This is a genomic window from Streptomyces sp. NPDC014727 (assembly GCF_043083485.1).
In the GTDB taxonomy this organism is placed as follows: domain Bacteria; phylum Actinomycetota; class Actinomycetes; order Streptomycetales; family Streptomycetaceae; genus Streptomyces.
Genome location: NZ_JBIBYR010000001.1, coordinates 75189 through 90263, shown reverse-complemented (window position 1 = coordinate 90263; position 15075 = coordinate 75189). Strand labels below are relative to the sequence as shown.

Here is a 15075-nt window from a genome sequence, read left to right as displayed (position 1 = left end):
GGAGTCGAACATCCTTTGGGAACGCTTGGACGGGTTGGGCGTATGGTTGCGGTTTGGACCAGCCCATCCCCGCGCTCCGGACGTGATGTCTCGCAACACGGCGGTTACCTCTCGGTAGAGATGACGTTTACGCCCTCGCGGTACACGATGGTGATGGCGTACATGCATACACCTCGGGGGCATGTCTCCCGTGGCCAGGCCCTGTAGAGCAGCACCGAACAGCGAAGGAACAGCGTGGCTTCCGGATCCGATCGCAACCCGATCATCATTGGCGGCCTGCCGAGCCAGGTCCCGGACTTCGATCCCGAAGAGACCCAGGAATGGCTCGACTCGCTCGACGCCGCGGTCGACGAGCGAGGCCGTGAGCGGGCCCGTTACCTGATGCTCCGGCTGATCGAGCGTGCGCGCGAGAAGCGCGTCGCCGTGCCGGAGATGCGCAGCACGGACTACGTGAACACGATCGCCACGAAGGACGAGCCGTTCTTCCCCGGCGACGAGGAGATCGAGCGCAAGGTCCTCAACGCGACCCGCTGGAACGCGGCCGTGATGGTGTCGCGCGCCCAGCGTCCGGGGATCGGTGTCGGCGGTCACATCGCCACCTTCGCCTCCTCGGCCTCGCTGTACGACGTGGGCTTCAACCACTTCTTCCGGGGCAAGGACGACGGCCTGGGAGGCGACCAGATCTTCTTCCAGGGGCACGCGTCCCCGGGCATCTACGCCCGCGCCTTCCTGCTCGACCGGCTGAGCGAGGCGCAGCTCGACGCCTTCCGCCAGGAGAAGTCGAAGGCGCCGAACGGTCTGTCCAGCTACCCGCACCCGCGGCTGATGCCGGACTTCTGGGAGTTTCCGACGGTCTCGATGGGCCTCGGCCCGCTCGGCGCGATCTATCAGGCCCGGATGAACCGCTACATGGAGGCGCGTGGCATCGCCGACACCTCCGCGTCCCATGTCTGGGCCTACCTGGGCGACGGCGAGATGGACGAGCCCGAGTCGCTCGGCCAGCTCTCCATCGCCGCCCGTGAGGGCCTGGACAACCTGACCTTCGTGGTCAACTGCAACCTGCAGCGCCTCGACGGCCCGGTGCGCGGCAACGGCAAGATCATCCAGGAGCTGGAGTCGCAGTTCCGGGGTGCCGGATGGAACGTCATCAAGCTGGTCTGGGACCGCTCCTGGGACCCGCTGCTCGCGCAGGACCGCACGGGCATCCTGGTCAACAAGCTGAACACCACGCCGGACGGGCAGTTCCAGACGTACGCCACCGAGTCCGGCGCGTACATCCGTGAGCACTTCTTCGGGGACGACCCGCGGCTGCGCGACATGGTCAAGGACATGACCGACGACCAGATCCTGCACCTGGGCCGCGGCGGTCACGACCACAGGAAGGTCTACGCGGCCTACGCGGCGGCCAAGGCCCACAAGGGCCAGCCGACGGTGATCCTGGCGCAGACCGTCAAGGGCTGGACGCTGGGGCCGAACTTCGAGGGCCGCAACGCGACCCACCAGATGAAGAAGCTCACGGTCGAGGACCTCAAGCGGTTCCGCGACCGGCTGCACATCCCGATCACGGACAAGCAGCTGGACGAGGGCTACCCGCCCTACTACCACCCGGGTCGTGACTCGGAGGAGATCCAGTACATGCACGACCGCCGCAAGGGCCTGGGCGGTTACGTCCCGACCCGTGTGGTGCGCGCGAAGCCGCTGGTTCTCCCCGAGGACAAGACCTACGCGACCGCGAAGAAGGGGTCGGGCCAGCAGTCGATCGCCACCACCATGGCGTTCGTCCGCATCCTGAAGGACCTCATGCGGGACAAGGAGATCGGCAAGCGCTTCGTGCTGATCGCGCCCGACGAGTACCGCACCTTCGGCATGGACGCGTTCTTCCCGAGCGCGAAGATCTACAACCCGCTCGGCCAGCAGTACGAAGCGGTCGACCGCGATCTGCTGCTCGCGTACAAGGAGTCGCCGACCGGTCAGATGCTGCATGACGGCATCTCCGAGGCCGGCTGCACGGCCTCGCTGATCGCCGCCGGTTCCGCGTACGCCACGCACGGCGAGCCGCTGATCCCGGTGTACGTCTTCTACTCGATGTTCGGTTTCCAGCGCACCGGGGACCAGTTCTGGCAGATGGCCGACCAGCTCGCGCGCGGCTTCGTGCTGGGTGCGACCGCCGGTCGTACGACGCTGACCGGTGAGGGTCTCCAGCACGCGGACGGCCACTCGCAGCTGCTCGCCTCGACCAACCCGGGCTGCGTCGCGTACGACCCGGCGTTCAGCTATGAGATCGCGCACATCGTCAAGGACGGTCTGCGTCGGATGTACGGCGGGACCCCCGAGGAGAACGAGGACGTCTTCTACTACCTCACCGTCTACAACGAGCCGATCCAGCACCCGGCCGAGCCCGAGAACGTGGATGTCGAAGGCATCCTCAAGGGCGTGTACCGCTACAAGGCCGCCGAGCGGGGCGAGATCCCGGCCCAGATCATGGCGTCCGGTGTGGCCGTCCCGTGGGCGGTCGAGGCGCAGCGGATCCTCGCCGACGAGTGGAACGTCCGGGCGGACGTCTGGTCGGCGACCTCCTGGAACGAGCTGCGCCGCGAGGCCGTGGACGTGGAGCGGTACAACCTGCTGCACCCGGAGGAGGAGCAGCGCGTCCCGTACGTCACGCAGAAGCTCTCCGGCTCGGAGGGACCGTTCGTGGCGGTCTCGGACTGGATGCGTTCCGTGCCGGACCAGATCGCACGCTGGGTGCCCGGTGCGTACCAGTCGCTGGGTGCGGACGGTTTCGGCTTCGCCGACACCCGTGGCGCGGCCCGCCGGTTCTTCCACATCGACGCGCAGTCGATCGTCCTCGCGGTGCTCACCGAGCTCGCGAAGGAGAACCGGATCGACCGTTCGCTGCTGAAGCAGGCGATCGACCGGTACGAGCTGCTGGATGTGACCGCGGCCGACCCGGGCGCGGCCGGCGGCGAGGCGTAGGCACGGCGGATCACGGCCGAAGGGCGGCGGAACCAGTGGTTCCGCCGCCCTTCGGCGTGTCCGGCGTCAGTTCTCCCAGACCTTGAAGGCCCTGATCTGGTAAGGGGACTGGGGCACCCAGGTGCCACCGCCCGGGTAGGTCTCGAACTCACCGGTCTCGGCGCACTCCGCCGACTGGTACGTGGTGACCGGCCGGCCGGTGCGGTTGGCGAGCGCCTGGGCGCTGCCGCCCTTCGGCAGCGGGACGCAGCTGTCGATGTCGATCGTGGACAGCTCATGGGTCTGCCGGGCTCCGGTGAAGTCCGGCTTCACCCAGAGGCAGAGCTGCCCGCTTCCGCAGGCACCGGGCCGGGCGGGCGCCGAGTGGGTCACGGCCCGCGGGATCGCGGAGTGGGCGGTGGCCCGCGGGATCGCCGAGTGGGCCGCGGTCTGCGGGATCAGGGCGGTTGCGGCCAGGGCGGCGGCAAGGACGGTCATGCGCATGAAAATCGACCCCCGTGGTGGTGCGAATCAGTTGCACGCACCCTGACCTGCGGGGCAGCGTCCGGGGAAGGGGCCGCGGACCACACCACCCGGATAGGCGACAGCCCCGCCGGAACGGTCCGGCGGGGCTGTCGTACGCGCTGTGTTGACGCCGTGCGGCGTCGTGACGGGCGATCAGATGTGACCGGCGCCCGCGCCCGCCCCGGCATTCGCACCGCGCTTGGTGAGCGTGGCGACCAGCGCGGCGACCACCGCGACGATGCCCGCGACCATGAACGCCGTGCTCATGCCTGACACGAACGTGTCATGGGCGACGCCCGCGATCTTCCCCGCGACCTCCGGCGGTACGTTCCCGCCCACCGGCGGGATGCCGACCTCGACGGCCGAGGACGCCTGGTCCATCTGCTGCGGGCTGAGCGGCGGAAGCTCCGCGGCCTTCCAGTTGTCGGGCAGCTTCGAGCTGACCTGCGAGGCCATGACCGCGCCCAGCACCGCCGTACCGAGGCTGCCGCCGACCTGCATGGCGGCCTGCTGCAGACCGCCCGCGACGCCGGAGAGCTCCATCGGAGCGTTGCCGACGATGACCTCGGTGGCGCCGACCATCACCGGGGCGAGGCCGAGACCGAGCAGACCGAACCAGATCGACATGGTCAGGGTGCCTGTGCCGGTGTCCAGCTGGGACATGCCGAACATGGCGACCGCCGTGCACACCATGCCGCCGACCAGCGGGACCCGCGGGCCGAACCTGGTGATCATGGCGCCGGCGAGCGGCGAGGCGACGATCATCATCCCGGTCAGCGGCAGCAGGTGCAGACCGCTGTCGACGGGGCTCAGACCGTGCACGTTCTGGAGGTAGAAAGTGACGAAGAACAGCCCGCCCATGAAGGCGAAGGCCATCAGCACCATCAGGACCGCGCCCGCGGACAGCGGCACGGACCGGAACATCGCCAGCGGGATCAGCGGCTCCCTGACGTTCTTCTGGGAGAACGCGAAGACCACGAACAGGGCCACGGCGGCGCCCAGGAAGCCGAGCGTCTTGTAGTCGCCCCAGCCCCACTCCGAGCCCTTGATGAGGGCCCAGATCAGGCAGAACATCGCCTGCGACAACAGCACGATGCCGCCGATGTCGAACGAGCGCGGCGCGTTCTCGGCGCGGTGGTCCTTGAGGATCACCAGGCCCAGCAGGAGCGCGATCACACCGACCGGCACATTGATGAAGAAGACGGACTGCCAGCTGACGTGCTCGACGAGCACCCCGCCGAGGATCGGTCCGCCCGCGGTCGAGGCACCGATCACCATGCCCCAGATGCCGATCGCCATGTTCAGCTTCTCGGCCGGGAAGGTGGCGCGCAGCAGGCCGAGCGCGGCGGGCATCAGCAGGGCGCCGAAGAGGCCCTGGAGCACCCGGAACACGATCACCAGCGCGACGCTGTGGGAGAGGCCGATGGCTCCCGATGCCGCGGCGAAGCCCACGACGCCTATGAGGAAGGTCTGGCGGTGGCCGAACCGGTCACCGAGCTTGCCCGCGGTGATCAGGGAGACCGCGAGGGCGAGCATGTAGCCGTTGGTGATCCACTGGACGTCGGCGAGCGATGCTCCCAGGTCCTTCTGGATGGCGGGGTTGGCGATCGCGACGATCGTGCCGTCGAGCGCGACCATCATCACGCCGATGGCCACGGAGAAGAGCGTCAGCCAGGGGTGGCCGCGCAGCCCCTTGGCAGGTGCGGGCACGGCGCTGTTCTGCGGCTCCCGCGACGCCTTTTCCACGGTGGTCTGACTAGTCATGTGCGGGAGATTAGTGTCAGTCTCTGACAGTTGACAAACCATTTCACAAGTCAGTAACTGTCATATTGCTCACAGATACGCTGAGCTGGGAAAAGCGGAGAAAGAGGACCACTTCAGTGACCGATGGGCAGCGGGCCGCGCATCCGACCGGACAGTGCGGACGACCGACCGGACTGCGTGAACGGAAGAAGCGACGCACCCGGGACGCCCTGCTGCACGCCGCCGTCGATCTTTTCATCACCCAGGGGTACGAGGAGACCACCGTCGACCAGATCGTCGACGCGGTCGGCGTCTCCCAGCGCACCTTCTTCCGCTACTTCGCCGGCAAGGAGGCGGTCGCCTTCGCCCTCCAGGAGATGATGGAGTCGCACTTCCTCTCGGAGCTGCGCAGGCGCCCCGCGGCGGAGGCCCCGTTCGAGGCGATGCGCCGCGCGGTCCTCTGCGCCTGGAACAGCATCAGTGAGGCGATCGAGGCGATCGTCACGGTCGAACTTCACATGCGTACGTACCGGATGATCGAGTCGACGCCGTCGCTGCTCGCCGCCCATCTGCGGCGCTGCATCGATCTGGAGAACCGGGTCGCCCTGCTGATCGCCGAACGCGAGGGGCTCGACGTGGAGACGGACCCCCGGCCGAGGGTCGCCGTGGCCGCGTTCAGCGGGGTGATGCGGGTGACCGGACAGCTCTGGGGGCAGGGGCACGACGCCAGCGTGGACTCGCTGCGCGCGCTGACCGAGGTGTACCTGGACCAACTCGTCCCGGCGCTGGCCGGGAGCTGGCGGGCAGGAGCCGACGCCGGGCTCGGGTGACGCCATGGAAGCTCCGTCCGATGTGCTGTACGCCTCAGTGTCATGACATGACCGACTTCACAACAGCCGTGCCCCGGCGGCCACATACGACGCTCCGAGGGCGCTCCACGCGCCTGAGTGTGCGTGCCGCACCAACACAGCGTGAAACAACCGGCCTTGAATTCCCGACAGCCGGGTGATGTGCGTCACCCTCTTCACGGCTGCCGCCGCGCGTCTCCTAATGTGGGCCTGAGTGACTTCCTTCGACTCCTCTCCCACGCTCACCGCATGGCGCGCGCTGCTCGCCGTCGCGGTCGTGTTCGTGATGCTGGCGACCACGGGCTGGACCGCCGTGCGTCACCAGCGCACCGACGAGCCACGCACCCTCGCACTCGCCGCCTGGGCGCGGGGCCACGTGGCCGGGCACGCGCTGCCCGACGTCGACGCGCCGCCGTACCGCCTGGCACAGTTCTTCACCTCGCTGACTGCCGCGCAGCGCACCGCCCTGGCCGACAAGTACCCCTTGGTCGTCGGCAATCTGAACGGTGCCCCGGTCACCCTGCGCTATCACGCCAACCAGCGGGCCCTGGTGACGGCACGGACGGTCGAGCGGCAGCGCATGCACGACTCCAGGCTCTCCCCTGACGGCCGCGCCGAGGCGCTCCGCCGGATGGACCGCTTCGACTCCATGCTCGACCGCGGCCGGCACATCCTCGCGTTCGACCCGTCCGGAAAGGGCCGCGCCGCGGAGGTGTTCGGCGATCTCGACCGGGCCCAGCGAATCTCCGTGATCGTCCCCGGCGTCGACACCAACCTGCTGACGCTGGAGCGGTCCGCGCCCAAGGTGAACGCCGCCCCCGTCGGCATGGCGAAGTCGCTGTACGCGGCGGAGCGCGCAGCGCGCCCCGGCATCCGGACCGCCGTCATCGCCTGGGCCGACTACACCACGCCCGCCGGGATCGGCGTGGACGCGGCCCTGGGGAATCTCGCCGAGCGCGGGGCGGTCCGGCTGAACGCCCTGGTGGGCGCGTTGCCCGGCAACGCGCCGGTCTCCCTGTTCTGCCACAGCTACGGCTCGGTGCTGTGCGGTGTCGCCGCGCATGAACTGCCGTCCAGGGTCACCGACATCGCGGTCGCGGGCAGCCCCGGCATGCGCGTGGAGAACGCCGGGCAGCTGCGCACCCAGGCCAGGGTCTGGGCGACGCGGGACCACGGCGACTGGATCGAGGACGTTCCGAACCTGGAGCTCGGCGGGCTCGGTCACGGGGCCGACCCGGTCGACCCGGGCTTCGGCGCGCGCATCGTCTCGGCGGGCAACGCGGTCGGGCACAGCGGCTATTTCGAGCCGGGCACCGGGAGCCTCAGCAACTTCGCCGCCATCGGCGTGGGGGCCTACGACTCGGTGAGCTGCGCGAGCTCCGACAGCGCCTGCCACGAACAAATCACCGGCAGCCAGGAGCCCGTCCTGAAGATCTGAGGGCTCTCAGCCGCCGCAGCCGACCGGAAATTGCGGTCTACGCCGAAGGGGGACGTGCGGGCAAGTGCCGCATACGATGAGGCACATGGGTGATGTGCTGGCCGGAATTCATGCCACCTGGGAGTTCGACACCGACTCCGTGCTCATCCGCTTCGAACGGGGTATACGCACGCCGAAGCTCTTCCAGAGCCTGCGTGAACGCCGCGTCCCGCACGCGGCGCTGTCGTCGGTGACGCTGACCCCGGGCAAGCGGGGCACGGTGGTCCTGCACGCGGTGCCGAGACCCGGTGCCGACCCGCTGCTGGAGGCCGCGGCCGGGCAGCTCAAGGACGGCTGCGACCCGTACCGGCTGGTGCTGCCCGCCGAGCGCGAGACGCTCGCCGAGTACTACGCGGACGAACTGCGCGCCCTGCTCCCTCCCGACGCCGCGGAGCCCGCCGAGCGGTTCCTGGTCGCGGCCCCCGAGGCGCCGATGCAGTTCAAGGCGTACGACGGCCGGGCCGGCTTCGACGGGGACCGGATCTCGTTCCGCTGGTTCTGGACGGGCGCCTCCACGGCGAAGTGGAAGGCCGGTGACCAGACGTTCGCGGTGACGGAGCTGAGCGGCGTCGAGTGGCGCTCGCCGGAAGCCTTCGACGGCTATCTGCGGCTGGTTCCGAGAGGTCTGGAGGGTGCGGCTCCGGGGCCGGGCAGCGGCCTCGCCGTGAGCGCCGGCTCCGGCATGACCGCGGGCGCGGAGGTCGTCACGGGCACGGTGCGCAGCGCGCAGCCGACGGCTCCCCACCCCACCCGGGCCGATCAGGATCCTGCCGCGGTGATCTTCGGCCTCGGCTACGGCCCGGTGCACGAGTCACTGCCGTTCGCCGCGGCCGTACTGGAGTCCGTACGCAGGAAACAGCCGGCGCCCGCCGCGCAGGCCGCCGTCCTGGCGGGCGCGGGGCGGCGCGATCCCGCGGACATCGCGGAGCGGATCCGGCACCTCGGGGAACTGCACCGGGCGGGGCTGGTGACGGACGACGAGTTCAGCGCGAAGAAGGCCCAGCTGCTCGCCGAGTTGTAGACGCCAGGTGCCCGACGACCGGGGCCCGGCTCGCCGGTAGTACTCCCGTACGAGAAGCGCGGCGGTGGACCGGGACTCCGGTATGACGCCGCCGGGCCGCGCCGCGCTTACGCTGATCGGGCCATGTCCACTTCCCCGCCGCCCATGCCGTCCACGCCGCCCCGCACGCCCCCGCCGCTGCCCCAAAGACCCCCGCCGCCCGTCGACGGCCTGCTGAGCGCCGCCCGGCGCAATCTGCGCGAGCTCGCCCACGAGCTGTCCCACCCGTCCCATCCCGCGACGCCCTTCCTGGCGAACGCGCCGAGGCGGTGGCAGCGGCTGCTGCCGTACGTCGTCGTCCTCGCCCTCGTCGCGATCTTCGTCCCGGTCACGATCAATGTCCTGACCCATGGGTACGGCGTGAACGGAGGGCTGGCGGGAGCTCTGGCCGTCGCGCAGGCGGCGCCGCTCCTGATGCTGGCGCACCGGCCGCTGCAGGCGTGGTGGATCATCTTTCCCGCCGACATCCTGGGTGCGGCCGCGCTGCGCGGGTATCCGGTCGGCGCGTTCCACATCTGGCCATGGCCGCCGCCCACCCTGGTCGCCTATCTCTTCCTGCTGCTCGCGCTGGCCCTGCGCGAGACCCGGCGGACCCTGATCGCGGTCTGGGTGGCGACGAGCTCGGCGAGCCTGGTCCTGCACCTGATCTCGCCGGAGCGCAGCGATGGCAGCGCGCTGCTGCTCGTGATCCTCGGTGCGGTGGTCCTGGTGATCGGCGCGGCGCTGCGGGAACGGGGCGACGTCCAGCGCCGGCTGGCCGAGCAGGAGACCATCAGCGAGGCCGAGCGGGCGCAGCGGACGCTGCTGGAGGAGCGCACCAGGATCGCCCGTGAGCTGCACGACGTGGTCGCGCACCACATGTCCGTCATCACGGTCCAGGCCGATTCCGCGCCGTACCGGATCAGCGGGCTGCCCGAGGAGGCGGTCGAGGAGTTCGGCGCGATCGCGGCGAGCGCGCGGGAATCGCTCACGGAGATGCGGCGGCTGCTGACAGTGCTGCGCAGCGAGGGCACGGAGGGTGAACGAGCGCCGCAGCCGGGGCTCGACCGGCTGCAGCAGCTGGTGGAGGCGACGGTGCGGGCGGGGCTGCCGGCCGAACTGTCGCTGGCCGCCGATGTGTCGGACGTACCGCAGGCGGTGGATCTGTCGGCGTACCGGATCGTGCAGGAGGCCCTGGCGAACGTGGTCCGGCACGCGCCCGGTGCGCGGACCAGGGTCTCGGTCACGTCCGACGGCGTGCATCTGACCGTGCTGGTGGTCAACGATCGGGCGGAGAAGCCCGGTTCACCGCTGGAGACGACCGGGACCGGGCACGGTCTGGTCGGTATGCGGGAACGCGTACGGTTGACGGGCGGCACGCTGGACACCGGACCGCTGCCCGACGGCGGCTTCCGGGTGGCTGCGCGGCTGCCGCTCACCCCGGTTCCGCCCCCGACCTCGGAGGACTCTTGACCATCCGCGTGATCATCGTCGACGACCAGGCCATGGTGCGGGCGGGGTTCGCGGCACTGCTCTCGGCACAGAGCGACATCGACGTGGTCGGTGAGGCGCCGGACGGGCGCCAGGGCATCGACGTCAGCCGGCGGGTCCACCCGGACGTGGTCCTGATGGATGTCCGGATGCCCGAGATGGACGGCCTGGCGGCGGCCCGCGAGCTGCTGAACCCGCCCGCGGGCGTGGTGCACCTGCCCAAGGTGCTGATGCTCACCACGTTCGACGTGGACGACTACGTGTACGAGGCGCTGCGCGCCGGGGCGTCCGGCTTCCTGCTGAAGGACGCGCCGCCGGCGGATCTGATCTCGGCGGTACGGGTGGTCGCGGCGGGCGAGGCGCTGCTGGCGCCGTCCGTGACCCGGCGTCTGATCGCCGACTTCGCCCGGCAGGGGCCGTCCGGGGCGGCCCGGAGCGGGCAGGCGCTGCGGCTGAACGCGCTGACTCCGCGCGAGCGGGAGGTGCTGGAGCTGATCGCGCGGGGGCTGTCCAACCAGGAGATAGCCGCGCGGCTGGTGCTGGCCGAGCAGACGGTGAAGACCCACATCGGACGGGTGCTGACCAAGCTGGATCTGCGGGACCGCGCGCAGGCGGTGATCTTCGCGTACGAGGCGGGAGTGGTGGTACCGGGCGAGCAGTAGGGGGCTCTCCCCCCTCCCACGTCTCCGGCAGTCCCCCCGTACACCCCCTACCCCGGTAGCACCCCGCATTTGGCCCCCTGGTGCGACGTCCGCGCACCCACTCCCTTCCTACCTTCCTCTCCGTCGCGCCGATCGGCGCGCGGGAGCCGGGTCAGCCGGAGAGGGAGGGCGGGATGCGCCGTTACGCAAGGACTCTGGTCGCGGTCGCGCTGGCGACCACCGTGGTGGCGGGGACGGCCGGCTGGGCGTCCGGGAACGCGCAGCAGGCCCTGACCGGGCCACCTCCCGGAACCGCGGCCTGGCGCGCGGATCGGGTGCTGGGGCGCGAGCTGCCGGACCCGGAGCGGACCACCCCCACCGAAGTGAGCCGATTCTTCCGGGGGTTGACGGCGACACAGCAACAGACCCTGGTCGCACGGCACCCACTCGTCGTCGGGAATCTGGACGGCGTACCCGTCGCCCTGCGCTACCGGGCCAACGCCCGTTCCCTGCGGGCCAGTCGCGACCCCCGATACACCCATCTCACCGGATCGGGACACCGCCGGATCCTCGCCTTCGATCCGCGCGGACGCGGTCAGGTCGCCGAGGTCTTCGGGGACTTGAGCACCGCGCGCCATGTGGCGGTCGTGGTGCCGGGTTCGGACATCGACGCCGGGACCTTCGACCGTACGAACGATGTGTACGGCACTCCGGCGGGCATGGCGAAGTCCCTGTACGCGGAGACCGGACGCGGCAGCGCGGTCGTCGCCTGGGCCGGCTACACCACCCCCGTCGGCATCGGCATCGATGCCGCGACGGGCTCGCTCGCCGAGGCGGGCGCCGGCCGGCTGACCCGGTTCACGGACGGGCTGGCCGCCGACGGCGTGCCCGCGCCCGCCGTGTTCTGCCACAGCTACGGCTCCGTCGTGTGCGGACTCGCCGCGTCCCGGCTGCGCGCCACGGACCTGGTCGTCCTCGGCTCGCCCGGGATGCGCGCCGACGACGTCGAGGATCTGCACACCACCGCCCGGGTCTGGGCGGCCAAGGACGCCACGGACTGGATCGACGACGTACCGAACGTCGAGGTGGCGGGCCTGGGCCACGGCCCCGATCCGACCGGCCCGGAGTTCGGCGCACGCCACGTGCCGGCCCATGACGCCCACGGGCACACCGGCTACTTCGCCCCCGGTACGGACTCGCTCCGCGCCTTCGCCTCGATCACGGAGGGGGAAGCCCGATGAGCCTCAGCACGCTCGCCGAGCGCATCGACGCCCGTACCCCCGCCCATCGCGACCGCGCCGTCGACGGCCTGCGCGCCCTCGCCCTGCTCGCCGTCCCGACCGGCCACTGGCTGCTCGGCGGCTTCCGCCTCGACGGCGACGGCGCGCTGCACAACGCCAGCCCGCTCTCCACGTTCGGCGCTCTCGCCCCGGCGAGCTGGGTGCTCCAGATGCTGGGCATCTTCTTCCTGGTCGGCGGGTACGCCTCCGTGCTCTCGTACCACCGCAGGAAGTCCACCGCCGGGGCCTGGCTGCGCGGACGCGTCGCCCGCCTCGGCAGGCCGGTGCTCGGGGTGACCGCCGTCTGGGCGGCGATGATCCCGGTGCTGAGCACGCTCGGCGTGCCCGGAGACACCCTGCGGACCGGGTCGACGCTGGTGATCCAGCCGTTGTGGTTCGTCGGGGTGTACACGGTGGTCACGGCGCTCACCCCGTACTGCGTCACGGCCGCACGGAAGCTGGGCGGCTGGGCCGCCGTGCCGCTGCTGGGCTCGGTCGCCGTCGTCGACTTCCTGCGATACGGGCCGTTCGCCGACGCCATGCCGTCCTGGCTGAGCGTGCTGAACATCCTTCCGGGCTGGCTCTTCGCGTACCAGCTCGGCGTCTCCTGGGGCGAGGGTCGCATCGGCAGGCGGGGCGCCCGGCTGTTGCTGATCGGTGGGACGGTGTTGTTCGCCGCGCTGCTGCTCGCCTTCCACTACCCGGCGTCGATGGTCGGTGTCCCCGGCGAGGCGCGGACGAACTCGCACCCGCCGTCGCTGCTCGTCCTGGCGCTGGCCGCCGCGCAGAGCGGTGCGGCGATCCTGCTGCGGGACCGGATCGGCCGGCTGCTGCGCAAGCCGCTGCTGTGGGCGCCGGTCGTCGTCATCAACCTGTCCGCGATGACGATCCTGTGCTGGCACCAGACGGCGATGCTGGCCGCGGCGGTCCCGGCGTCGTTCGCCGGTGCGGTGCCGGGGCTGACGACCGGGCCCGACACGGTCGGCTGGATCCTGGCCCGGATGGCGTGGATGCCGGTGTTCGCGGGGCTGCTGGTGCTGATCGCCCGGTACACGCGCCGGTTCGAGGCGCCGTGGCAGACCGGTACGCGCGCGGCGAACGCCCGCCGGGCGGTGGCGGGCCTGCTGGCGACGGGATTCGCGGTGTACGCGCTGGGGCTGGCGTAGGAGTGCGGGGCCGGGAGACCCGGCCCCGCACCCGAACCGGAAACGACTACTCGCGCGCGGCGGACGTGCTGCTCATGTCCGGGTACCGGTCCCCCGCCACCTGTCCCGCGATCGGCTCCAGCAGCGCCAGCTCCTGGTCCGTCAGCGTGAGCCGAGTGGCGGCCACGTTCTCCAGCAGCCGGCTGCTCCTGCGGGTGCCCGGGATCGGCACCACGGTCAGGCCGTGCACCTGGGCCCGCTGCTGCACCCAGGCGAGCGCCACCTGCGCCGCGGACGCCCCGTGCGCCGCCGCGATCTTGTGGACGGGCTCCAGCAGGGCGGCGTTCGTCTTCGCGTTGTCGCCCGTGAAGCGCGGCTGGAACTGTCGGAAGTCGCCCTTCGACAGGTCCTTGGCCGCGTCCGCGAACGCCCCGGTCAGGAAGCCGCGACCGAGCGGCGAGTACGGCACGACGGTCACCCCGAGTTCGACGGCGGCGGGCACGGCGCTGCGCTCGATGTCCCGGCTGAAGAGCGACCACTCGGACTGCAGGGCGGCGATCGGATGCACGGCGTACGCCTCGCGCAGCTCCGCGCCGGTGACCTCGCTCAGCCCGAGCTGCTTCACCTTGCCCTGCCGCACCAGCTCGGCCATCGCGCCGACGGACTCGGCCAGCGGGACGGCCGGGTCGCGGCGGTGCATGTAGTACAGGTCGATGACGTCGGTCTTCAGCCGCCGCAGGCTGTTCTCGACGGCCTGACGGATGTACGCGGGGTCGTTGCGCACGCCCCGGTAGTGCGGGTCGTCGTCCTTGCGCTCGATGGCGAACTTCGTGGCGAGGGTGATCTCGTCCCGGTGCGCCCCGACGAACGGGGCGAGGAACTCCTCGTTGGCGCCGAGACCGTACACATCGGCGGTGTCGAAGAGCGTGACGCCCGCCGCCAACGCCGTCTCCAGCGTCTCGCGCGCCGCTCCCTCGTCGGTGTCCCCGTAGAACTCGCTCATGCCCATGCAGCCGAGCCCCTGCACACCGACCTGCGGGCCGCCGTTGCCGAGCTCCACCGTGGCGATCTTGTTGTCAGTCATCAGGCACAGGGCCTTTCCGGCGCCCGTCGGGCGCTCGCATAGAAGTCGATCTTGTGGTCCAGGACGGCGAGGGTGTCCTGGAGCTCCGCGATCCGCGTCCTCACGTCGCGGCGGGTCGCCTCCAGCAGCTCCTGCCGTTCCTCGAAGGTGTGCTCGCCCTCGCGCAGCAGCTCCGCGTACCGGACCATGTCGGCGACCGGCATCCCGGTCAGCCGCAGCTTGCCGACGAACGCCAGCCAGTCCAGGTCACGGTTGGTGAAGCGGCGCTGACCGGTGTGCGACCGGTCGACATGCGGCATCAGCCCGATCCGCTCGTACCAGCGCAGGGTGTGCGCGGTGAGCCCGGTGAGGGCGACGACCTCGCTGATGGTGTAGCGGTCCTGCCCCTCGGGGCGCGGATGCGCCCGCGGGGCCGAGGCGCAGACGTCCACCTTCACGGAAGTGCTCTCCATCACCGTCATGCCCTCCACGCTAGAACCTTGGAGTGCACTCTAAGCAAGCGCGGACGGCGATTCGCCTCAGGAACGACGAGCAGGTCGCGGAAGTGTCGCTCGAACGCGGCAGAGGCGAGAGCAACGACCGGCTTCCCGTGAGCCATCCTCATCCCCGAAGCCAGCAGCCGAATCTCCTGCCGGCTGCTCACATTTCCGTCATTGCCGTGATTATCCAGAAGGAACCCACCAGGACAGCCCCAGCACCCACCACTCGAAATATCGCAGCCGTCGAATTCCCTCCCGGGAGGAAAGTCCCCGGCAGCCGCAGCGACCGTTGTCTCCGTCGCGACGAACGGGACCGACACACCGGGGGGCGGTTCAGTCGCCACGCCCTGTGCGTCAATCCCGTTCGC

12 protein-coding genes are annotated in these 15075 nt (G+C 70.6%); 8 read left to right on the top strand and 4 right to left on the bottom strand.

Annotated elements, in window-relative coordinates:
• The first annotated feature begins 234 nt into the window (after positions 1 to 234).
• The gene (aceE, locus tag ACF1B9_RS00420; RefSeq protein WP_391742174.1) at positions 235 to 2976 is read left to right on the top strand and encodes a pyruvate dehydrogenase (acetyl-transferring), homodimeric type; all 2742 of its coding nucleotides are present in this window, start codon (positions 235 to 237) and stop codon (positions 2974 to 2976) included.
• A gap of 66 nt (positions 2977 to 3042) precedes the next feature.
• Here aceE and ACF1B9_RS00415 read toward each other — a convergent pair whose 3' ends face one another.
• Both ACF1B9_RS00415 and ACF1B9_RS00410 read right to left on the bottom strand, forming a co-directional pair.
• Complete coding sequence (locus ACF1B9_RS00415; RefSeq protein WP_391742175.1) at positions 3043 to 3459, bottom strand: peptidase inhibitor family I36 protein; 417 nt, start codon at positions 3457 to 3459, stop codon at positions 3043 to 3045.
• 174 nt (positions 3460 to 3633) lie between these two features.
• Positions 3634 to 5226, bottom strand: coding sequence for an MFS transporter (locus ACF1B9_RS00410; RefSeq protein WP_391742297.1), 1593 nt, complete (start codon positions 5224 to 5226; stop codon positions 3634 to 3636).
• Between the two features lie 134 nt (positions 5227 to 5360).
• Between ACF1B9_RS00410 and ACF1B9_RS00405 the strand changes: the two genes are divergently transcribed.
• The 7 genes from ACF1B9_RS00405 to ACF1B9_RS00375 all read left to right on the top strand — a co-directional run bounded on the left by ACF1B9_RS00405 (position 5361) and on the right by ACF1B9_RS00375 (position 13165).
• A complete protein-coding gene (locus ACF1B9_RS00405; RefSeq protein WP_391742177.1) occupies positions 5361 to 6053 on the top strand; it encodes a TetR family transcriptional regulator in 693 nt (230 codons plus the stop codon).
• A gap of 232 nt (positions 6054 to 6285) precedes the next feature.
• Positions 6286 to 7509, top strand: a complete 1224-nt coding sequence (locus tag ACF1B9_RS00400) for an alpha/beta hydrolase (protein ID WP_391742179.1) — start codon at positions 6286 to 6288, stop codon at positions 7507 to 7509.
• An 85-nt stretch (positions 7510 to 7594) separates the two neighbouring features.
• Positions 7595 to 8569, top strand: a complete 975-nt coding sequence (locus ACF1B9_RS00395; protein ID WP_391742181.1) for a DUF4429 domain-containing protein — start codon at positions 7595 to 7597, stop codon at positions 8567 to 8569.
• A 123-nt stretch (positions 8570 to 8692) separates the two neighbouring features.
• Entirely contained in the window at positions 8693 to 10060 is a 1368-nt protein-coding gene (locus ACF1B9_RS00390; protein WP_391742183.1) for a sensor histidine kinase, read from the top strand.
• Positions 10057 to 10740 (top strand): response regulator, encoded by a 684-nt coding sequence (locus tag ACF1B9_RS00385; protein ID WP_391742185.1) that lies wholly within the window; start codon positions 10057 to 10059, stop codon positions 10738 to 10740. Before ACF1B9_RS00390 ends, ACF1B9_RS00385 begins: the two co-directional genes overlap by 4 nt.
• Before the next feature lie 173 nt (positions 10741 to 10913).
• A complete protein-coding gene (locus tag ACF1B9_RS00380) occupies positions 10914 to 11960 on the top strand; it encodes an alpha/beta hydrolase (protein ID WP_391742187.1) in 1047 nt (348 codons plus the stop codon).
• Positions 11957 to 13165, top strand: a complete 1209-nt coding sequence (locus ACF1B9_RS00375) for an acyltransferase (RefSeq protein WP_391742189.1) — start codon at positions 11957 to 11959, stop codon at positions 13163 to 13165. Before ACF1B9_RS00380 ends, ACF1B9_RS00375 begins: the two co-directional genes overlap by 4 nt.
• A gap of 46 nt (positions 13166 to 13211) precedes the next feature.
• Here the strand turns inward: ACF1B9_RS00375 and ACF1B9_RS00370 are convergent, their stop codons facing one another.
• Both ACF1B9_RS00370 and ACF1B9_RS00365 read right to left on the bottom strand, forming a co-directional pair.
• Positions 13212 to 14228 (bottom strand): aldo/keto reductase, encoded by a 1017-nt coding sequence (locus ACF1B9_RS00370; RefSeq protein WP_391742191.1) that lies wholly within the window; start codon positions 14226 to 14228, stop codon positions 13212 to 13214.
• A complete protein-coding gene (locus tag ACF1B9_RS00365; protein ID WP_391742193.1) occupies positions 14228 to 14689 on the bottom strand; it encodes a MerR family transcriptional regulator in 462 nt (153 codons plus the stop codon). The genes ACF1B9_RS00370 and ACF1B9_RS00365 overlap by 1 nt, the downstream gene beginning before the upstream one ends.
• Positions 14690 to 15075 lie beyond the last annotated feature (386 nt).

What these genes read in the sequence shown, in the direction of transcription:
- ACF1B9_RS00415 (WP_391742175.1), bottom strand. Translation starts at nt 3,459, where the DNA reads ATGCGCATGACCGTCCTTGCCGCCGCCCTGGCCGCAACCGCCCTGATC.
- ACF1B9_RS00395 (WP_391742181.1), top strand. Translation starts at nt 7,595, where the DNA reads ATGGGTGATGTGCTGGCCGGAATTCATGCCACCTGGGAGTTCGACACC.
- ACF1B9_RS00390 (WP_391742183.1), top strand. Translation starts at nt 8,693, where the DNA reads ATGTCCACTTCCCCGCCGCCCATGCCGTCCACGCCGCCCCGCACGCCC.
- ACF1B9_RS00380 (WP_391742187.1), top strand. Translation starts at nt 10,914, where the DNA reads ATGCGCCGTTACGCAAGGACTCTGGTCGCGGTCGCGCTGGCGACCACC.
- ACF1B9_RS00375 (WP_391742189.1), top strand. Translation starts at nt 11,957, where the DNA reads ATGAGCCTCAGCACGCTCGCCGAGCGCATCGACGCCCGTACCCCCGCC.
- ACF1B9_RS00370 (WP_391742191.1), bottom strand. Translation starts at nt 14,228, where the DNA reads ATGACTGACAACAAGATCGCCACGGTGGAGCTCGGCAACGGCGGCCCG.
- ACF1B9_RS00365 (WP_391742193.1), bottom strand. Translation starts at nt 14,689, where the DNA reads ATGACGGTGATGGAGAGCACTTCCGTGAAGGTGGACGTCTGCGCCTCG.